The organism is Microbacterium sp. Z10_103 (assembly GCF_058310455.1).
In genome coordinates, this window is the sequence record NZ_JBZEGK010000001.1 from 3,225,321 (window position 1) to 3,244,633 (window position 19,313).

At 69.3% G+C, this 19,313-nt stretch carries 19 protein-coding genes and 1 tRNA gene; 7 read left to right on the forward strand and 13 right to left on the reverse strand.

Annotation, left to right across the window (positions count from 1 at the left end):
* Positions 1–15 precede the first annotated feature (15 nt).
* Positions 16–942, forward strand: coding sequence for a rhomboid family intramembrane serine protease (locus tag AC4FS2_RS15655; RefSeq protein WP_491155293.1), 927 nt, complete (start codon positions 16–18; stop codon positions 940–942).
* A 59-nt stretch (positions 943–1,001) separates the two neighbouring features.
* On the opposite strand, the gene AC4FS2_RS15660 is transcribed toward AC4FS2_RS15655, so the two are convergent.
* Positions 1,002–1,241 carry a cell division protein CrgA gene (locus tag AC4FS2_RS15660; protein ID WP_491155291.1) on the reverse strand — a complete coding sequence of 80 codons (240 nt, stop codon included), beginning with the start codon at positions 1,239–1,241 and terminating at the stop codon, positions 1,002–1,004.
* A gap of 53 nt (positions 1,242–1,294) precedes the next feature.
* Between AC4FS2_RS15660 and AC4FS2_RS15665 the strand changes: the two genes are divergently transcribed.
* From AC4FS2_RS15665 to AC4FS2_RS15675, 3 genes are read left to right on the forward strand one after another with little or no spacing between them, the layout of a single operon-like run.
* On the forward strand, positions 1,295–2,074 hold the full coding sequence (locus tag AC4FS2_RS15665) for a class E sortase (protein ID WP_491155290.1): 780 nt from the start codon (positions 1,295–1,297) through the stop codon (positions 2,072–2,074).
* A complete protein-coding gene (locus AC4FS2_RS15670) occupies positions 2,074–2,229 on the forward strand; it encodes a hypothetical protein (RefSeq protein ID WP_491155288.1) in 156 nt (51 codons plus the stop codon). Before AC4FS2_RS15665 ends, AC4FS2_RS15670 begins: the two co-directional genes overlap by 1 nt.
* Positions 2,226–2,885: an anthranilate synthase component II gene (locus AC4FS2_RS15675; RefSeq protein ID WP_491155287.1), complete on the forward strand. Its 660-nt coding sequence runs from the start codon at positions 2,226–2,228 to the stop codon at positions 2,883–2,885. The genes AC4FS2_RS15670 and AC4FS2_RS15675 overlap by 4 nt, the downstream gene beginning before the upstream one ends.
* Here AC4FS2_RS15675 and pknB read toward each other — a convergent pair.
* From pknB to AC4FS2_RS15710, 7 genes are read right to left on the reverse strand one after another with little or no spacing between them, the layout of a single operon-like run.
* Entirely contained in the window at positions 2,863–4,563 is a 1,701-nt protein-coding gene (pknB, locus tag AC4FS2_RS15680; protein WP_491155285.1) for a Stk1 family PASTA domain-containing Ser/Thr kinase, read from the reverse strand. The genes AC4FS2_RS15675 and pknB overlap by 23 nt on opposite strands.
* Before the next feature lie 43 nt (positions 4,564–4,606).
* Positions 4,607–6,337 carry a serine/threonine protein kinase gene (locus tag AC4FS2_RS15685; RefSeq protein WP_491155283.1) on the reverse strand — a complete coding sequence of 577 codons (1,731 nt, stop codon included), beginning with the start codon at positions 6,335–6,337 and terminating at the stop codon, positions 4,607–4,609.
* Positions 6,334–7,788 carry a peptidoglycan D,D-transpeptidase FtsI family protein gene (locus AC4FS2_RS15690; RefSeq protein ID WP_491155281.1) on the reverse strand — a complete coding sequence of 485 codons (1,455 nt, stop codon included), beginning with the start codon at positions 7,786–7,788 and terminating at the stop codon, positions 6,334–6,336. Before AC4FS2_RS15690 ends, AC4FS2_RS15685 begins: the two co-directional genes overlap by 4 nt.
* Positions 7,789–9,201 (reverse strand): FtsW/RodA/SpoVE family cell cycle protein, encoded by a 1,413-nt coding sequence (locus AC4FS2_RS15695; RefSeq protein ID WP_491155280.1) that lies wholly within the window; start codon positions 9,199–9,201, stop codon positions 7,789–7,791. It abuts the gene before it with no gap.
* Positions 9,198–10,439: a PP2C family protein-serine/threonine phosphatase gene (locus AC4FS2_RS15700; RefSeq protein WP_491155278.1), complete on the reverse strand. Its 1,242-nt coding sequence runs from the start codon at positions 10,437–10,439 to the stop codon at positions 9,198–9,200. The genes AC4FS2_RS15695 and AC4FS2_RS15700 overlap by 4 nt, the downstream gene beginning before the upstream one ends.
* A 13-nt stretch (positions 10,440–10,452) precedes the next feature.
* Entirely contained in the window at positions 10,453–10,992 is a 540-nt protein-coding gene (locus AC4FS2_RS15705; protein WP_491155276.1) for an FHA domain-containing protein FhaB/FipA, read from the reverse strand.
* The gene (locus tag AC4FS2_RS15710) at positions 10,989–11,729 is read right to left on the reverse strand and encodes an FHA domain-containing protein (RefSeq protein WP_491155273.1); all 741 of its coding nucleotides are present in this window, start codon (positions 11,727–11,729) and stop codon (positions 10,989–10,991) included. Before AC4FS2_RS15710 ends, AC4FS2_RS15705 begins: the two co-directional genes overlap by 4 nt.
* Before the next feature lie 254 nt (positions 11,730–11,983).
* Here AC4FS2_RS15710 and AC4FS2_RS15715 point away from each other — a divergent pair.
* Positions 11,984–12,070: transfer RNA gene (locus AC4FS2_RS15715), tRNA-Leu, on the forward strand.
* Positions 12,071–12,223: 153 nt separating this feature from the next.
* Here the strand turns inward: AC4FS2_RS15715 and AC4FS2_RS15720 are convergent.
* Positions 12,224–12,730 (reverse strand): GNAT family N-acetyltransferase, encoded by a 507-nt coding sequence (locus AC4FS2_RS15720; RefSeq protein ID WP_491155272.1) that lies wholly within the window; start codon positions 12,728–12,730, stop codon positions 12,224–12,226.
* 299 nt (positions 12,731–13,029) lie between these two features.
* Here AC4FS2_RS15720 and AC4FS2_RS15725 point away from each other — a divergent pair, with 299 nt between their 5' ends.
* On the forward strand, positions 13,030–13,236 hold the full coding sequence (locus tag AC4FS2_RS15725; RefSeq protein WP_491155270.1) for a cold-shock protein: 207 nt from the start codon (positions 13,030–13,032) through the stop codon (positions 13,234–13,236).
* 38 nt (positions 13,237–13,274) lie between these two features.
* Here the strand turns inward: AC4FS2_RS15725 and AC4FS2_RS15730 are convergent, their stop codons facing one another.
* The 4 genes from AC4FS2_RS15730 to AC4FS2_RS15745 all read right to left on the reverse strand — a co-directional run bounded on the left by AC4FS2_RS15730 (position 13,275) and on the right by AC4FS2_RS15745 (position 18,168).
* A complete protein-coding gene (locus AC4FS2_RS15730) occupies positions 13,275–15,341 on the reverse strand; it encodes a phosphatidylglycerol lysyltransferase domain-containing protein (protein ID WP_491155268.1) in 2,067 nt (688 codons plus the stop codon).
* Positions 15,342–15,384: 43 nt separating this feature from the next.
* Positions 15,385–16,068 carry an HAD hydrolase-like protein gene (locus AC4FS2_RS15735; protein ID WP_491155266.1) on the reverse strand — a complete coding sequence of 228 codons (684 nt, stop codon included), beginning with the start codon at positions 16,066–16,068 and terminating at the stop codon, positions 15,385–15,387.
* A gap of 45 nt (positions 16,069–16,113) precedes the next feature.
* Positions 16,114–16,809, reverse strand: coding sequence for an endonuclease NucS (gene nucS, locus AC4FS2_RS15740; RefSeq protein ID WP_491155265.1), 696 nt, complete (start codon positions 16,807–16,809; stop codon positions 16,114–16,116).
* A 123-nt stretch (positions 16,810–16,932) separates the two neighbouring features.
* Positions 16,933–18,168, reverse strand: a complete 1,236-nt coding sequence (locus tag AC4FS2_RS15745) for an MFS transporter (RefSeq protein ID WP_491155263.1) — start codon at positions 18,166–18,168, stop codon at positions 16,933–16,935.
* Positions 18,169–18,220: 52 nt separating this feature from the next.
* On the opposite strand from AC4FS2_RS15745, the gene AC4FS2_RS15750 reads away from it, so the two are divergent.
* Positions 18,221–19,276, forward strand: a complete 1,056-nt coding sequence (locus AC4FS2_RS15750) for a LacI family DNA-binding transcriptional regulator (protein ID WP_491155261.1) — start codon at positions 18,221–18,223, stop codon at positions 19,274–19,276.
* The last annotated feature ends 37 nt before the right edge of the window (positions 19,277–19,313 follow it).

Consider the following 19,313-nt stretch of genomic DNA (forward strand, 5'->3'; position numbering starts at 1 on the left):
GGGCGGACGCTGCGGGTGAGCACGGACGAGTTCCACCGCAACCGCGACAACTTCTGTTACCGGCACCCCGACCGGCAGAGCTTCGTCCTCTGCCAGCGGTGCCTGCGGACGATCTGCGCGGAATGCCAGACGCAGGCGGCCGTCGGCGTCATCTGCCCGGAGTGCCTCGCAGAGCAGCGTGCGAACGTCACCCCGGCGCAGCGGACGGCTGAGCGTCGGTGGTCGCGCCCCGCCGTGAGTGCCGTCTCCGACGGCCGCCCCCTCGTGACGTATTCGATCATCGCCGTGACGGCATTCGTGTTCGTCGTGACCCTGATCCCCGGCTTCGGCCGCGTCGTGGAGAGCCTGCTGTCGTTCTACGCGCCCGCAATCTATCCACAGATCAGCGGCGTCTTCCAGCCGTGGCGCGTCCTGACCGTCGTGCTCGTTCACGACGGGTTCTGGCACATCGGTCTGAACATGCTCGCGCTGTGGTTCATCGGGCGCAGCCTCGAGCCCCTGCTGGGGCGGGTCCGCTTCCTGCTGCTCTACGTCCTCAGCGCCGTCGGCGGATCGGTCGCGGTGGCGTTGCTCGCGCCGAACGTGGCGGTGGTCGGAGCATCCGGTGCGATCTTCGGTCTCTTCGGCGCGCTGCTCGTGATCGGGCGCCACATCGGCGCCAACATCCGGATGATCGCCATCCTCATCGCCGTCAACTTCGCGCTGCCGTTCGTCCTCGCGATCGTCTCAGCGGCGGGAACCGGGTCGTTCGCGAACGCGCTCGCGGCCATCCAGATCTCGTGGCAGTCGCACCTGGGTGGGCTCATCGTCGGCGCCGCGGTCGGCTTCATTTACGCCCGCACGCGCGCCCGCCGGCAGCGCCCCCTGCAGATCGGCCTGATGGTGGGTCTCAGCGTCGTCCTCGCGGGGTTCCTGGCTCTTCCCCCGATCCTCTACGCGTAGGTCGACGGGAAGTTATCCACAGGTCTATCCACACATGGGGACAAATCACACCCGTGTAATTATCGCCACCGCGTGGTCATCAGGAAGCCGATGAAGGCGATGGCGAAACCGATCGCCAGGTTCCACGCGCCGATCCCGGGGATGGGGAGATTCGTGCTGCTGAGGTAGAAGACGAGTACCCAGACGAGGCCGATCACCATGAGACCGACCATCACGGGCATGAACCACACCGGGTTGGGCGGAGCATCCCTCTCGCTGCGGTCGACGATCGGGTCTTCGCCGTTGCCAGAACGTGCCATACCCACAGTCTAACTGCCAGCCGCCCCATAGCCCGGAGCCTTAGGATCGCAGCGTGGAGGCCACGGAGGATGAGGCGACTCGGCGCGCGCGCCGCCGCCCCCGACGTCGTGTCTCCGTCGTCGGCGTGATCGGGGAACTGCTCATCACGGTCGGTGTCGTTGTTCTCCTCTACGTCGCGTGGCAGATGTGGATCGGCGATGTGATCTACGCCGCGGAGAAGAACCAGGCCGGATCGGAACTCTCCGAGCAGTGGGAGCAGCAGCACACGCCGGTGACACCCTCCACGGAGCCCTCGGCGGAAGCGCCCGCCGAACCCGTCGCGGTGGAGCCGGTGATCCTTCCCCAGCCGGCCGACGCGCAAGAGTTCGGGGTCATGCGCATTCCACGCTTCGGCGCCGACTATGCGATGCCCATCGCCGGCGGGGTGAGCCGCGCGAAGACCCTCGACCCCATTGGGATCGGCCATTACCCCGACGCCGCCATGCCGGGAGAGGTCGGCAACTTCGCCGTCGCGGCGCACCGGACGACATTCGGGAAGCCGTTCAACCGCATCGCCCACTTGCGCGTCGGGGATGCCATCGTCGTGGAGACCGAGGTGGGGTGGTACACCTACCGGTTCCGCACGCTCGAGTATGTGAAGCCCAACGCGGTGGACGTGCTCCTGGATGTCCCACGCAAGCCTGACGCGCCGGCCGGAGAGCGATACATCACCTTGACCAGTTGCAGTCCGATGTACGCCATGACCGAGCGGATCGTCGGCTACGGCCTCTTCGAGTCATTCACCCCACGCGCCAGCGCCCCACCCGCCGCTCTGACCGAGGCGGCAAGCTGATGTACGGCGCGTTGTGGCATGTGCTTCCCGGCCCCTGGTGGCTGCGCGTCGTGATCCTCCTCGTGCTCGCCGCTGCGGTGGTCTACGGGTTGTTCTTCTGGGTCTTCCCGTGGGTGAGCCAGTTCGTGAACCCGCAGGACGTCACCGTCCAGTGACCGGGTTCCGCGTGCTGGTCGTGGACAACCACGACAGTTTCGTCCACACGCTCGCCGGCTACGTCCGCGAACTGGGCGCCGAGGTCGGGCTCGTCGAAGCGGACGCGATCGACCCCGAGGACGCCGCATCCGTCGTCCGGTCCGCCGACGCCGTGCTGGTCTCGCCGGGGCCGGGGGATCCGGAGCACGCCGGCGCGTCGATCGCCGTCGTCCGCGCGGCGGCGGATGCGGCAGTGCCCCTGCTCGGAGTCTGCCTCGGTCATCAGGCGATCGGCGTGGCGTTCGGGGCGACGGTCGCCCACGCTCCCGAACTCATGCACGGACTGACCTCGCCCGTCGAGCACGACGGGACCGGGCTGTTCGCCGGGTTGCCGCATCCGCTGGTGGCCACGCGTTACCACTCGCTCGCGATCGTTCCCGCGTCTCTGCCCCCTGATCTGGCGGTGACCGCCACGACCGAATCGGGGGTCATCATGGGGGTCGCGCACCGCTTCGTCCCGATCGTCGGGGTGCAATTCCATCCCGAGAGCATCCTCACCGAGGGCGGTCACCGACTCCTGGGCAACTGGCTGGCATCCGCCGGAATGGACGGGGCCGACGAGCGCGGGCGGCAGCTGGGCCCCCGCGGTCCGGTCAGGTCCCCGAGCAGACCGTGAGCAGGATCTCGGAGTGGATGGGAACCTCGCCGGGGCCGATCGACTGACGCACCACGGTGGGGGTCGCCGCCGCCGGGCACGAGGGATCCTCTTCCGACGTCACGCTCAGCTGCAGTTCGGGGCTCTGCAGTTCGCGGGTCGCCGCATCCAGCGTGTAACCGGTGTAGTCCACGATCACGACGCGCCCGGTGGAGACCACCAGGTTCACCGGAGTCCCGAGCGGTACGGCAGCACCCTCGGCCTGGTCGACCTCGAGCACCGTTCCTGCGGCCACCGCCGGATCGTTCCGCTGCCGGATCGCTCCCACCACGAGGCCGGCATCGGTGAGGGCTTGACGCGCCGCTTCTTCGGACAGCCCCGTCAGGGTCGGAACGGATGCGGTCTCCTCGCCGCGGGAGACGTAGACGGTCACTTCGGCGCCGCCCGCGAGCGAGATGCCCGCGTCCGGGTCGGTGCGGATGACGTTTCCGGTGGCGACATCCTCGCTGGGCTCGTCCACACGCAGGGGGACGAGGTCTTCGGCGAGAAGGAGTTCCTCGGCGCGCTCCCAGGCGACATCCGAGACGTCCGGCACGATCCGGGCATTGCCGGGCACCTCAGCGCTCGGACGGATGGACATCGTCCAGATGAGCACGGAGACCAGCAGGACGGCCAGCAGGGCCACGCCCGACCAGATCCATGCCACCGGCGGCCCGGACTGGGTACGGCGCATCGTCGTGTCGGTGCTCAACTGCCGCAGCGATCGTGCGGTCTCGGCCGCGTGGCGCGGGTTCGGACCGTACAGCTCGCTGGTGAGCGCCCCCAGCTGCCGTTTGCTGGGCTGCTTCCCGTCGGCGGCCTCTTCGAGTGCGGCTCGGAAGGTCGCCGCATCCGGGAACCGCTGGAACGGATCCTTCGCGAGGGCTCGGAGCACCACCGCATCCAGCGCCCGCGGCACCGTCTCGGTGATCTCCGACGGCGCGATGGGAGCCTCGCTCACATGCTGGTAGGCCACTGCCACCGGCGATTCGCCACGGAAGGGCTGCCGGCCGGTGAGGAGCTCGTACAGGACGACCCCCGCGGAGTACAGGTCGGCACGGGCGTCCACCGGCTCGCCCTTGGCCTGCTCCGGAGAGAAGTAGGCCGCGGTTCCGAGGATCGTGGTGGTCTCCGCGACGGTGGATGAGGAGTCCGAGACCGCGCGGGCGATACCGAAGTCCATCACCTTCACTTGACCGTCATCGGTCACCATCACGTTGCCCGGCTTGATGTCGCGGTGCACGACGCCGGCACGGTGGGAGAACTCCAGAGCTTCGAGGATGCCGTCGACGTAACGCCGGGCGTCTTCTTCCGGTACGGGTCCCTCGGCGATGATGTCCTTCAGCAGCCTGCCGTGGACGAGCTCCATCACGATGTAGGGCACGGGGTGGGGTACCCCGTCCGACCCGATCTCGGTGTCCTCTCCCGCGTCGAACACCCGGACGATGGCGGGGTGGGCCATGCGCGAGGCCGACTGGGCCTCGAGGCGGAAGCGCGTGCGGAACGCCGCATCCTCGGCCAGTTCCCGGCGGAGCACCTTGATGGCGACCTGACGGCCGAGGGTGACGTCGTACCCGCGGTACACGCTGGCCATGCCGCCTCGGCCGATGAGTTCATCGACGCGATAGCGGCCGGACAGCACGCGTGTCTCGGTCGTCACGGTGCACTCCCCGGGTGGTGGATCAAAAGGTCAGCTTAGGTGGTCATGGGGACGGCGACGAAGTGGGCTCCGGCGCCGCGGCGATCGAGACCTGCGAGGTCGGAGACGACGCGGACTCGCGCTGACCCCCCTGCCCACTGCACAGCCCCACGTACCGGGCGGTGATGCTCCCGGTTGCGGGCACCTGGATCTCGGCGGACTGTTCTCCGGGACCGAAGCTGCGCTGCTGCGTGCCGTCCGTGAAGAGGGCGCCGGTGAGCGTGACGGTGTATCCACTGAGGCTGCCGGTGCCGCTCGGGCAGGAGAACGCGCCCCACGACACCGTCGCGGTGGAGTTCGCCTCGGCCGGATTCGGCTCGACCGTGGGCCCGTTTCCCGGAGCGGGAATCGGAGTCTGCTCGCCGTAGCACGTGACGGTGAGGGCATCGCCTTCTTCGAGATTGCCGCGGGCCGGATCGGTGGACTCCACAGTGCCGACCTGCTCGCCGGAGGGGGCCGCTGAGCCGTTGGCACGCGCCGGACGGAGGCCGGCGTCGGTGGCGGCCTGGATCGCCGCGTCGCAGTTCATCCCGACGAGGCCCAGGGCGTCGAGGTTCACCGTCGTCGACTCGGGCGTCGGTTCGGGGGTGGGGGTGGTGGCGGGCCGGGTGGGGGTGGCGGAGCTGGTCGTCGGCGCCGGCGCCGGGTCCTGGTTGACGAAGAAGGCGATCAGGGTGCCGCCCAGCACCAGCACGAGGAGCCCGATGAGGGCGACCAGCGGCCAGGTCCATGGGCTGCGCTTGCGCTTCTCAGGCGGAGCATCCTCTTCCGTGTGCTCGGCAGTGGCCACCATCGTCGGAGCCGGCAGCAAGCGTGTCGCGGCCGAGGTGTCGGCGCCCGCGGTCAGAAGCTGGGTGACCTCATCGGTCCCCGCGGCTCCGCCGATGGCCGGGACGGCGGCGATCGCGGCGGACAGGTCGCCCCGGCGCAGCGCGGAGGCGGCGCGTGACACGGCCGCGGATGACGCGGGGCGCTCATCCGGCTTCTTCGCGATCATGGCCATGACGAGCCGCTGCACGGGCTCGGGCACGGTGGGCGGCAGAGGAGGCGGCTGCTCGTTGATCTGCGCCATGGCGATCGCCACCTGCGACTCGCCCGTGAAGGGGCGCTTGCCGGCGAGCGACTCGTAGGCCACGATGCCCAGCGAGTACGTGTCGGTCGCCGGGGATGCCGCGTGTCCGGACGCCTGCTCGGGCGAAAGGTATTGCACCGTCCCCATGACCTGGCCGGTCGCGGTCAGCGGCACCTGGTCGGCGATGCGGGCGATGCCGAAGTCGGTGATCTTCACCCGTCCGTCGGGCGTGATGAGGAGGTTCCCGGGCTTGATGTCGCGGTGCACGAGACCCGCCGCGTGTGCGGCCTGCAGGGCCGCCGCCGTCTGCGCCACGATGTCGAGGGTCTTGTCCGTGGACAGGGTGCCATCGCGCTCGAGAATCGTGGAGAGCGCCTCACCGGGCACGAGTTCCATCACGAGGAAGGCGCTGCCGTTCTCCTCGCCGTAGTCGAACACGCTGGCGATGCCCTCGTGGTTGACGAGCGCAGCGTGGCGGGCCTCGGCGCGGAAGCGCTCGAGGAAGCCCGGGTCGCCCATGTACTCGTCTTTGAGGATCTTGATCGCCACGGTCCGGCCGATGACGTGGTCGGTGGCTTCCCACACCTCGCCCATGCCGCCGATCGCGATCCGCGACTCCAGCTCGTAGCGTCCACCGAAGGTCACACCCTGTGTCGGTCTCATTTATTCAGCACCGCCTCCATGACCTTCTTCGCGATAGGAGAGGCGATGGTGTCACCGCTTCCCGACTGTCCTTGCCCTCCGCCGGCTTCCACGACGACCGCGACGGCGACCTGCGGATCATCCGCCGGAGCGAAGCCGGTGAACCACAGCGTGTACGGGCGGTCGCCGTTCTCCGCGGTGCCCGTCTTACCGGCCACCTCGACCCCACCTATTCTTGCACCGGAGGCAGCGCCGTCACTGACATTGGCGACCATCATGCGCGACAGCTGAGCCGCGAGATCACCGTCGAGCGCCTGGCCGAACTCGGTGCCGTCGAAGGTCTCCTGCACGGTCAGATCCGGACCGATCACGGAATCGACCATCTGCGGGTTCATCACCACACCGCCGTTCGCGACGCCGGCGGAGACCATGGCCATCTGCAGCGGAGTCGCCGTCACCTGACCCTGACCGAATCCGGTCAGCGCGGTCTGCGCGTCATCCAAATCGCTCGGGTAGGCGGACTCGGTGGAGGTCAGCGGCAGTTCGAACGCGCGGTTGAAGCCGTACTTCTCGGCTTCCTCGCGGATGGCGTCGTCGCCCAGCTGTACCGCCAGCTCGGCCATCGGGATGTTGCAGCTCAGGCGGAGCGCGTCGGCGATCGTGACCTGCTCGCCCGGACCGCACGTCCCGCCACTGGCGTTGCGCACGGTGCGCGATGACTGCGGCAGCTGGTAGATGGCCGGGTTGGGCAACATGGAGTCGGGCGTGTACTCGCCGGAAGCGAGAGCGGCGGATACGACGACGAGCTTGAACGTCGAGCCCGGCGGGTTCAAGTCGCCGCCGATCGCCCGGTTGAACAGCGGATCGCTCGGATCGGCCAGCAGCGCGTCGTAGGTCGCCTCGACCGCTGCGGTGTCGTGGGAGGCGAGGGCGTTCGTGTCGTAGCTGGGGCTCGTCGCCATGGCGAGGACGCGTCCCGTGCTCGGCTCGATCGCGATCACGGCGCCCTCCAGGCCGCTGAGCGCGTCGAAAGCGGCGCGCTGCACGACGGGGTCCAGCGTGATCTCCACGTTCGACCCGCGCGGCGGCTGACCGGTGACGATGCGATCCAGGCGGGAGAGGAACTGCGACCCGGCCGTACCGCTGAGCACCTGGTTCATGGCCTGCTCGAGGCCCGTGGCAGACCCGAGGACGGGATTGATGAAGCCTGTCACCGGCGCCCACATGTCCGCATCCACGTACGTCCGCTGCCAGCTGTACACGTCGTTCGAGGGTACGGACGAGGCGATCGCCGTGCCGCCCGCGATGATCGAGCCGCGCTGCACCTCGTAGGAGTCGTAGAGGGCGCGTGTGTTGGCCGGGTTCTGAGCCAGCTCCTCGGCCTGTACGACCTGGATGACGCTCGTCGATCCGAACAGCGCAAGGAACATCACGAGCATGAGGATGCTCAGACGTCGTAACTCTTTCGTCATTTAACCGATCACCACCCGGGGTCGGCTGCGCACCGCATCGGAGATGCGCAGCAGCAGCGCGACGATGAGCCAGTTCGAGATGAGGGACGAGCCGCCGGCTGTGAGGAACGGCGTCGTCAGACCGGTGAGGGGGATCAGCCGCGTGACGCCGCCGACCATGATGAACACCTGCAGCACGATCGTGAACGACAACCCCGTGGCGAGCAGCTTGCCGAAGTCGTCCTGCCCCGCCAGTCCGATGCGGATGCCGCGGCTGGCGAAGACCATGTAAAGGCAGAGGATCGCGAACACGCCCACGAGTCCGAGTTCCTCACCGAGGCTGGGCAGGATGTAGTCGCTCTGCGACAGCGGCGTGAGGTAGGGCCGTCCCTGGCCGAGTCCGGTCCCGATCAGTCCACCCTGAGCGAGGCCGAAGATCCCCTGCACGAGCTGATAGCTGCTGCCGTTGATGAGTTCCGGGTTGAACGCGTCGAGCCAGTTGTTGAACCGCGCCCCGACATAAGGCAGCACGCGAGAGGCGAGGAAGGCGCCGCCGGCCGCCAGCAGCACACCGATCAGCACCCAGCTCGTCTTACCCGTGGCGACGTAGAGCATCGCCACGAACATGCCGAACAGCAGCAGCCCCGTGCCGAGGTCGCGCTGCAGCACGATGATGCCGAGCGAGATCAGCCAGATGATCAGCAGCGGACCGAGTTCGCGTGCGCGCGGCCAGGTCATCCACAGGAATCGCGTCCCCACCGAGCTGAGGCTCTCCCGGGTGCGCACCAGGTAGCCGGCGAAGAAGATGGCCAGCGCGATCTTGGCCAGCTCACCGGGCTGGAACTGGAAGAGGCCGCCGACCGACACCCACACGTCGGCGTTCTGATCGGTGCCGAGGCCCGGGACGAACGGGAGGAGCAGGAGCAGCACGCCGGCCAGGCCGAATAGGTAGGTGTACCGGAAGAGCACGCGATAGTTGCGCAGGAAGACGACGATGAGGATGGCACCGCCGATGGCGATCGCCGACCAGGCGAGCTGACGTGTGGAGGAAGCATCCCAGCCGAGATGGTTGCGCGCGATGTCGATGCGATAGATCTCCGCGATGCCGATGCCCGTCAGGAGCGTGGCGATGGGGAGGACGAAGGGGTCGGCGTCACGCGCCCGCAGCCTCAGCACGATGTGGAGCACGAGCGCGAGCGCGAGGGGGAGGCCGCCGTAGACGAAGACCTGCGCGTCGAGGGCGCGGCCGGTTCCGAAGTTCACGAGCACGACGGCGCCGACGTTGATCACGAGGGCGAACAGCAGCAGCCCGAGCTCGCGGTTGCGCTGGGTCTGCGGCACGCGGATGCGCCGGAGCGCCCGGATCACCGCCGTGTCGGCGCTGACGCCATCGGCGGGTGCGCTCGTACGGGCGATCGGCGTCGAGGAGGTCATCGTCCCTCCAATCCGGCTGTCTCACGCAGGCGATCCACGATCAGCTCGGCGTCGGAGAGGGAACGGGCGTTGATGGTGCGCTCCACCGTCCCCCGCTCGAAGTCGGGAAGGTCGGCCAGGGCGATGCCGGTGTCTTCGTGGGGGGACGACAGCGAGATCGGACCGAGCGATTGCTGGATGCCGCGGTACACCACGACAGTGTCGTCGTCGGCGCCGATGAAATAGCGCGTCTGGGTCCAGTTGTATGCGACGGCGAGCGACGCGGCGATGGCGGCGAGCACCAGGAGGAAGCCGATGATCCAGCCCGCCCGGCGACGTCGGGCACGACGCCGGTCTTCCTCGATGAGCTCCTCGAGGAACTCGGCATCCGGCTCGAAGTGCGTCGGCTCGTTCGCCGCCTGGCGGTTCGGATGCAGCCAGCTGCTGCGACCGGGCCGCGCCGCAGGCACCTCGACGCCCACGGGGTTCGATGCCGACCCCACGATCGTGGGGGTGCCGAGGAAGAGGGGATGCTGACCGCCGACGTCGACGATGACGATCGTGACGTTGTCGGGCGCCCCGCCGTCGAGCGCCTGCTTGAGCAGCATGTCGGCGGTGCGGCCGGGAGCGAGACCCGCCCCGAGTGCCTTCGCCGTGTGCTCGTCATCCAGCACGCCCGACAGGCCGTCCGAACACAGCAGCCACCGGTCACCGGGCTGAGTCGGCATGATGAAGGTGTCGACCTCGGGGTCGGGGTCCATGTCGCCGAGCACGCGCATGAGCACGGAGCGGCGTGGGTGGTACCGGGCCTCTTCCGGGGTGATGCGCCCCGAGTCGACGAGGCGCTGCACGAAGGTGTGGTCGGTGGTGATCTGGGTCAGCGCGTCGTCGCGGTAGAGGTAGATGCGCGAGTCGCCGATATGCGCGATGACGGCATAGTCGTCGACCATGACGAGCGCACTGACCGTCGTGCCCATGCCGGCGAGCTCCGGCCGGCGGCCCACCGTGTCGATCAACTCCGTCGCGGCGTCGGTGATCGAGTCGCGCAGTGCCCGTTCGGCCTCGGCGGTCGACGTGAAGGGCTGGTCCAGCAGCGCCAGTTGGGAGATGGCGAGGCTGGATGCGACGTCTCCGCCGGCGTGACCGCCCATGCCGTCGGCCACCACGAAGAGATTCGACCCGGCGTAACCGGAATCCTGGTTGTTGGAGCGCACCTTGCCGGTGTGCGAGATGGCGGCGCTCGAGCCCTGGAAGACCATGGAGTTCCGGGGACTACTTCCGCAGCTCGAAGGTCGTCGCGCCCACCTTGATGGGGGCGCCGATCTTCACCGGGACGGGAGCGGCCACGCGGATGCCGTCGTGATAGGTGCCGTTGGTGGAGTCCAGGTCCTGGATCATCCACTTGTCGCCCCACAGGACGAGTCGTGCGTGGTGGCTCGAGGTGTAGTCGTCGCGGATGACGAGCGCCGACTCGCTGGAGCGGCCGATCGTCAGCGGCTCATTACCCAGGGGCAGCTCGACACCGGCCTTCGGACCACTCGTGATGACGATGCGCGAGACCGTGCTCTTCGTGGCGTTTCCTCCGGGCGCAGCATCCTTCACCCGGGGAGGCGCGGGTCGGCCCACGGGGGTCGTCGCGTCCGCCGGCCCGGCGGCCTGCACGGGCGCGGCTGCAGCAGCGGCCGGCTCCGGGAGCTTGCGCACCTTGACGCCGAACAGATCGGCGCGGAGCGAATACACCACGGCGAAGACGAAGAACCACAGCAGCAGCAGGAATCCGATGCGCAGCAGCAGAAGGGTGAGTTCGCTCACGCCCTGGGCCCTCCCTCGTTCACGCCGAACGCGCGCGTGGCGTCAGGAACCCGGGGGCGGGAGGCGGCCGGCGCGGCCTGGGGGACGACCCGGAAGACGATGTCGGTGCGCCCGATGGTGACCGTCGAGTCGGGCGGAAGGGGGGCTTCGGAGATCTTCTGGCCGTTCAGTTGCGTGCCGTTGGTCGAGCCCAGGTCGCGCACCATCGCGCGCTCGCCGTCCCAGAGGATCTCGACATGGCGGCGGCTGGTGCCCGAGTCGGGGAGGGTGATGTCGGCGTCGCTGCCGCGGCCGATGACGGTGCGGGACTTGACCAGCGGATGGCGGGAGCCGTTGATGTCGACGACGCCGCGCCACGAAACTGTTCCCGCGGCGGTCTTCGACTCCACCCGGAGCGTGCCTGTCGACAGGGACTCGTCGCGCTCGAGCGTGATGGCGACGGGACCGGCGAAGGAGTACCCCTGCGTCCGGGCGTGGGCCTGCACGAGCGTGTCGAGCTCGGAGTCGAGCGCCGTACCGAGCGATCGCATGCGCTCGTCGTCGGCCGGAGCGAGGTGCACCGTGAAGGTGTTGGGCGCGAGGATGCGGTCGCGGCTGACCACCGCAGCCTTCTTGTCGAGCTCGCTGCGCAGCGCCGACGCGATCTCCACCGGCTGGATGCCGCTGCGGAAGGTCTTCGCGAACGCGCTGTTGACAGCGCGTTCGAGACCCTTCTCGAAACTGTCGAGTAGCCCCACGAGACTCCTTCAGGCAGGCAAACCGGTGGGTACATCGTAGTCAGCACGCCTGGGGAGCTTATGGACGCCGCTCTCTCTCGGCTTTTCGCGCGTCTTTCGCCCGCCAACTCAGGAGGATCCGCCCTCACCGGCTGGCGGGGCGCCCGCAAAGTCGATCCAGCCTGAGTTCGGCTCGGCCATGCACGGGCCGCTTTGACGCGTGCGTGGCCGTGATATTGTCGGGAAGTTGAGAGCGCAGGACGTTTCTGCGCCTCGCGCGAGTGGCGGAATAGGTAGACGCGCTGGCTTCAGGTGCCAGTGCCCGCAAGGGCGTGGGGGTTCAAGTCCCCCCTCGCGCACCAAACGGAAGGGTCCCGAGAGGGGCCCTTTTCCGTTTCCCGGGCCCAACCGCCCCTCCTTCCCGCGAGACCTCATCTCCGCCACGAGACTGCGGACGAGAGCCGCAGTCTCGTGGCGGAGATGGCTTCTCACGGAACAACGGGACGGGCCTCGGGCTACTCCAGGGTCGGGGGAAGCACGTAGAGGCGGGCCTCGACCTCGCGGGAGCGGGGGTCGGCGCCGCGGGAGCCGGCGCTTGACGCCTCGGCCCTCGGACGGGACACCTCGGTGAATCCGATGCGCTCGAGGACCGCGCGGGACGGCGCGTCGGCGGAGACTCGGGCGTACAGCGGCCGTTCCCCCTCGCGGGCCACGAGCAGCTTCAGCGCTTCCGTCCCCACGCCCCGTCCCTGCGCGTGCCGGGCGATCGAATACGTCACCTCCCGCTCGCCGTCGACCGAGAAGGCCGCGGCCATGCCGGCGAAACCGCCGTTCTCGGTGACGACCCAGACGGCGACATCCGGTGAGGTGCGCTGGCGCTGCATCAACTCATCGAAGGCGGTCCGATCATCGGGGTCGGATGCGGTGAACACGGCCGGATCGGCCGATCCGGCGGCGCGCATCATCTCGAACACGGCGTCGAGATCGTCGTCGTCGAAGTCGCGCAATTCGATGTGTCCCACACCGCCACCCTATGAGGGCAACATCGCCTCAGAACTTTCCATCTCGCTCTCGCGCTGCACGCGGTGTTGTCAGTAGAGTGTTCGCAGTCACGCTCTGCGTGGCCTATCCGGGGGGATCCGTCGACGCCCGGGCTTTGAGCGTTCGGCTCAGCCCGGGCGTCGTATGGTTAACGGCCCGATCGCGCCGACGCGACGCCGTGCAACGTTTGTGTCACCATCCGATGCGCCCGGAGCCTGCGACCGTTACCGTGGGAATCCACCGGCGCACCAGGGCGCCGGCAAGAAGGAACGGCAACGCAATGAGTACCCAGGGCACGGTCAAGTGGTTCAACTCGGAGAAGGGCTTCGGCTTCATCGCGCCCGATGAGGGCGGCGCGGATGTCTTCGCCCACTACTCGGCGATCGAGGCGGCGGGCTATCGCTCCCTCGAAGAGAACCAGCGCGTCGAATTCGAGATCGCACAGGGCCCCAAGGGGCTGCAGGCGGAGAACATCCGCCCCATCTGACGCCATGGCGCCCGCCCCTGCGGAGGCGGCGCCATGCATCAGTGTTCGCCGCGCACGAGTTCGCGCCCGGCGTCGGCGAACTGCCGCAACGTGGCGGTCGGCAGGAACGCGCGAGTGAGCGCCGCCCCGATGCGAGTGAGGTCGCTCTCGTCGCGGTAGAGCAGGTACATCGTCTCGTAGCGCGGATGGAACTTCTGCTTGAAGCGGTGCAGTGACGCGAAGCCGTAGACCGGCTCGAGCACGTCGGCCACCCACCGTGTGAGGTCGGCGATGGCGCCGGCTCCGGGCGGGTATTCGTGGGTGAGGGGAGCGCCCGACAGGGAGAGCACTTCCGCTCCCTCTGCGGCGAAGAACGTCGCGGATGACGCGATGAGGTACTCCATCACCGGGCCGAAACCGCCGTCCCGGCGCCGCATGAGGTCGAGGGTCCACCCGCGCACCCGGCCGTCGCCGTACACGGGCAGCCACGACAAGAACCCGTCGACGTCGCCGACGGGCGAGATCGCGAGAGCAAGCCGCACCTCGGGATCGGCCGCTTCGTGGAGCGTGCCGAGGGTGAAACCCATCTCCGGCAGCCCCTTGTCCCCCACCCAGCTCTCCGAGATCGCCCGCAGTTGCTGCTGGATCCCCCACGGTTCGTCGCGCAGACGCGTCATCCGGAACCGCATGCCCTCCCGAGCGGCTCGGTTCAGCGATGTGCGCACGTCCGACCACGCCTTGCCGGTGAACTGGAGACCCGGCAGGTCGACGATGGTGTCGTCGGCGACGACGAGGCTCCGCCAGCCGGCGGGGACCGCTGCCCGCGTGGCTTCGCTCGCACTGAAGAAGCACGGCGCGAGGCCGGCACGCTCGCTGTTGCGGATGAACTCCGCGATCACTTCGGGGCGGGATGCGGCGGGGCCGATGGGGTCCGCGAGAGCCAGCGCGACGCCTGCTCGGCACTGATACGCGACGATGCCGCCGCCCACCCGGGAGTAGTCGTTGTGGTCCCAGGTCGCCATCCACGACAGCGTGCCCCCGCCGTAGCGGCGGATCTCGTCCTTCACCTCGTCGCTGGTCGGTGGAGCCGCCTCGCCGATGCGGGCGTTGCGGCGGCCGCGGAACGCGGCTCGGGCCAGGACGAGGTAGCCGAACGTGAGCGCCCACAGCACCGAACCGGCCAACCACACGCTGACGTCGGTATCGACCGCGGACTCGACGTCGGCGATCCCGAGAAGAGCGACCAGCACGACGAGGCCGACACCCACGACCATCTTCAGCACCGTGAGCGCGACGCTCACGGTCCACGCCCAGCGTCTGCCCCGCATCATCCCGCGGGCCACGATAAGGATGACGAGGGCGTCGAGAACGACGCCGACCCAGGGCGCCTGAGAGGGCGCGGTGCGGCCGAAGGGCCCGGTGGTCGGCACCAGGAGGGTGACGATCTGGATGACGCCGAGGACGATCAGCATCACGGATGCGATCAAGCGCTGCTCGCGGACGCTCACGCGCTGCGGACGCAGGGCGCGGGATGTCCCGAGGACGAGAGCGACGGCAAGGACGTGCTCGAGATCGGCTATGGTGCCCCCGAAGAGCAGCGCCACGAAGACGAACGCCACGAGGACGACCCAGGCGCGCAGCCGCCAGGGGGACACGAACAACGACACCGCCGCGGCGAGGCACGCCATCGTGCCGCCGGAGGGACCGACATCCAGCGCGGCGGCCTCTGTCTGAGCCCACGGCCAGGGGAGCATCGTGCCCAGCCAGAGGAGGAGCGACGCGGCGAGCACGGCGAAGAGTTGCCCGATGGCGAAGTAGCTCAAGGCCACACGCGACCCGCGCTGGTACTCCAGATACGCCATCCCGGCGAAGGTGAGGAGGGTGAAGAGGTAGGTCGCCGGGCGATCGACGAAGAACATGCCGGTGATCAGCGTCCACCACCGACCCGACTCGACCGCCGGAAGGCCATAGGCGACGGAGGCGAACAGCGGGGTGTCTTCGAAGGGCGACCAGAGCCCCCGCCACACCACCCCGACGGTGAGGACGATCGTGACGAGAGTGAGGGTGGCGGGGACCCGGCCCGCCACATGTCGGAATCGGTGCGGCCTGGCCGGCTGGTCCCCCATGCGTCTCACCTTATTGATAGGGCGGGCGGGCGATCCGGTGCCGCTATTCGGCGGGGTCGGGAACGAGGAGAAGCTTGCGGAGCTCGTCGGCGTCGTCGACAGCGGCCTGCGCTCCATCGGCCTCGTGCGGCCAGCTGAACCCCCACCGCACGAAGATCACCGGCACATCGTTGGCGATACCGCCCTCCACGTCATGGTGACGATCGCCGATGAGGACCGGGCGGTCGATATCGGCACCGGCGACGGAGAGCCGGCGCAGGGCTTCGGCGACGATGTCGGCCTTGGCGCTCAGGGTGCGCTCATCCGGGGTCGCGCCGACCATCGCGGTCAAGAACGGCGAGAGCTCGAAGTGCTCCATGAGCGCGACGACCTGCACCTCGGGCTTGGATGACGCGGTCGCCTGCGGTACACCGGCCGCCCCGAGGTCGGCGATGAGCTCGGCCATGCCGGGGAAGAGTTTGGCGCTGGCGGTGTACCCCTCCGCCTTGTTGAGGCCGCGATAGAAGGCGACGGCCTCGGTGGCCTGCTCGGGGCTCATCCCGAGATTCGCCTGGAACGACTCGAACATGGGCGGTCCGATCCACCGCGACAGCTCGCCGCGCGTGGGCGGCTGCATCCCGAAGTGCTCGAGCGTGATGGTCAGGCGCCGGAGGATGCCCTCGGATGCATCGACGATCGTGCCGTCCACATCCCAGAGGATGCACGACCAGGGTGAGCGCAGCGGCATGCTCCCACGCTATCTGGCGCGCGGTTCGCGGGATGCGGGCGGGGGTCAGAACAGGCGCGGGGCGCCGGATTGGATGCCCTTCATCTCGTCATAGTCGAGGGTGAGGCAGCGGATGCCGCGATCGGTGGCCAGGACGCGGGCCTGAGGCTTGATCTCCTGCGCGGCGAAGACCCCGGTGACGGGGGCCAGGTGCGGGTCACGGCCGAGCAGCTCGAGGTAGCGGGTCAGCTGCTCGACACCGTCGATATCGCCACGGCGTTTGATCTCCACGGCGATCGTGCCGCCGTCGGGATTGCGCAGCAGCAGATCGACCGGGCCGATCGCGGTCGGGTACTCACGGCGGACGAGCGTCAGGCCGTCGCCGACGAGAGCGACCTGCTCGGCGAGCAGCCGCTGCAGGTCTGCTTCGACGCCGTCCTTGATGAGCCCGGGATCGACGCCGAGGTCGTGGGAGGAGTCGTGGAGAACCTCGTGGATGCGCACGACCAGCGCGTCACCGGACTTCGCGTGGGTCACGCGCCAGCGTTCGATGACGCCGTCCTCGAGGTCCGCAGCATCCGGGTCCTCAGGGGTGAGTGTGCAGGGCGGGCTCATCCAGTTCAGCGGCTTGTACGAGCCGCCGTCGGAGTGCACCAGGAGGCTGCCGTCTCCCTTGTGTACGAGGAGGCGGGTGGCCAGGGGCAGGTGCGCGTTCAGACGGCCGGTGTAGTCGACCGAGCAGCGGGCGATGACGAGACGCACCCGACGAGCCTAGCCCGCCCTTCGTGCCCCCCGACCCGCGCCATTCGCCCCGGGTCGGCCCCGCCGAATGCCCGCGGGTCGGGAGGCGCACGTCGGGAGGGGAGTACGCGGCGGGGTGGGGGTTCAGGCGCGGGGGCGGGCCGGCTGTGGGGCGGATGCGGGCACCAGCGGCCGAGCGGCGCTGGAGAACAGGCCCGACAGGACGATGAGTCCCACGATGATGAGCAGCGTGTTGAGCAACCCGATGTGCTCGCTGACGAAGCCGAGGACGGGCGGACCGCACAAGAACGCCACGTAGCCGATGGTCGCGGCGGCGCTGACCCGGGCCGCCGCCTGGGCGGGGTCGTCGGCGGCCGCGGACATCCCGAGCGGGAAGCCGAGGGAGGCACCGACGCCCCAGAGTGCCGCGCCGACGAAGACCAGCGGGAGGCTGGGGGCGTAGATGAAGAGCACGAGTCCGGCGGCCGCGGTGAAGGCCAGGGTCCGCAGGACCGCGACGCGGCCGAAGCGGTCGACCAGCGGCCCGCCGATCACCCGCACGACCGTCATCGCCACCGAGAACACGGTGAGCACGGCGGCACCGAGCGCCTCGTCGGCGCCGTGATCCTCGACGACGGCCAAGGGCAGCCAGTCGTTCGCGGCCCCTTCCGCGAAGGCCATGCCCAGCATGATGACACCGAGCGCGTACGTGCGCGGCTCCCGCCATGCGCTGAGGGCGAGATGGAGGCGCTCGCGCCACGGCGGCCGCGCCTGCGCGCCCTCATCCATCGTCGCCTCGAGCGCGGGCACGTTGGCGACGCTCGCCACGGCGACGAGCAGGATGACGGCGGCCATGACGCCGGTGTGCACCACGACGTTGATGCCGAAGGTCGCTGCCACCACGCCCAGGCCCGCACCGATGACGGTGCCGAAACTGAAGAACGCATGGAACAGCGGCAGGAGGGTGCGCCCGCCGTACTTCTCGATCGCCGCGCCCTCGACGTTCATCATGACGTCCACCGCACCGTTGCCGAAGCCGAACATCGCCAGACCCAGGAGCACCACGCCGTACGCCGAGAGGACGTCTGTGCCCACCCCGATCGTCGCCACGCCGAGACCCACGAGCACCAGCGCGATCAGCATCCCCGTGCGGGCGCCGGCCCGGGCAAGGACGACCGGGGCCACCGACAGGCCGATGATCGAGGCGACGCCGCCCCCGAGGAGGAGGAATCCGATCTGGATGTTGTCGACGCCGAGCGCGGACTTGATCGCCGGCACGCGGGATGCCCAGGTCGCCAAGCTCAGCCCGCTCGCCAGGAACACGGCGAAGATGGCCGTGCGCCAGCGCAGGAGCTGCGTCCGGGTGAGCTCGACGTTCATCCGACCAGCGTAACGAATCGATTCGATGCGCGCAGCGGGTACGATCGGCGACATGAGCGCTCGCCGAGCCACTATCGCCGACGTCGCCCGCTTCGCGGGGGTGTCGCCGTCCACGGCATCCGTGGTCTTCAGCGGCCGGACGCCGGTGTCGGATGCGACGCGCCAGCGGGTGCGCGAGGCCGCGTCGCACCTGGGTTACACCGGCCCCGACCCCCGCGCGGCCTCCCTCCGCCGCGGACGATCGGGCATCGTGGGCGTGGTCATCGATGGCAGGCTCGGCGCCGTCTTCTCGGATCCGGTGATGACGCTGCAGATGGATGGGCTGACCGAGGGCGTGGCGCGGGCCGGCGCAGGGCTGCTCCTGCTGCGCGGTCTGGGCGACGGCGACGCGGAGCCATCGCTTCTCACCGCACCCCTGGATGCTGCCGTGCTCATCGGCTGCAACGCACGAACGCGGGAGTCGGTCGAGGTGCTGCGCGCGCGGAACGTTCCGGTGGTGGTCATCGAAGGCGACGGCGGGCCCGGTGTGCCCCAGATCCGGCTCGACAACCGCGAGGCACAGCGCCAGCTGGCCAGCCACCTCGCCGGCCTCGGGCACCGCGACGTGGCGATCGTCACCCTTCCCACGCGGGCGGAGCGGCGACCGGGATGGCTCGACGAGGCGGCCGAGGGCGACATCCAGGTCGAGGTCGCCGCCGACCGTCTGGCCGGGGCACGAGACATCTATCCCGACGCACCGGCGTACGCCGCCGGCGCCAGCCTCATCGACGAGGGCCTCGCCGCCGGCCGGGTGCTGTTCGCGGATCGGGCGACGCGCCCCACGGCGGTGATCGCCCAGAGCGACCTCCTCGCCGCAGGTGTCGTCCGCGCCGCCGAGGAAGCGGGCCTGCGCGTCCCGCAAGACGTCTCGGTCACCGGATTCGACGGGGTGGTGGTGGACGGGCTCGCCCCCTATGAGCTGACGACCGTGATCCAGCCCGCCGCGGAGAAGGGCCGGGCGGCGGGAGACGCCGTCGCGGCGATGCTCGAAGGTTCGGACGCCGCATCCCTGCTGTTCACCTGCACCTTCCGCGAGGGCAACACCACAGGTCCCGTCGGCGCTCGCTGAACGGACCCCCCGCGGTTGGCCGGGGTCGCGCCACGTA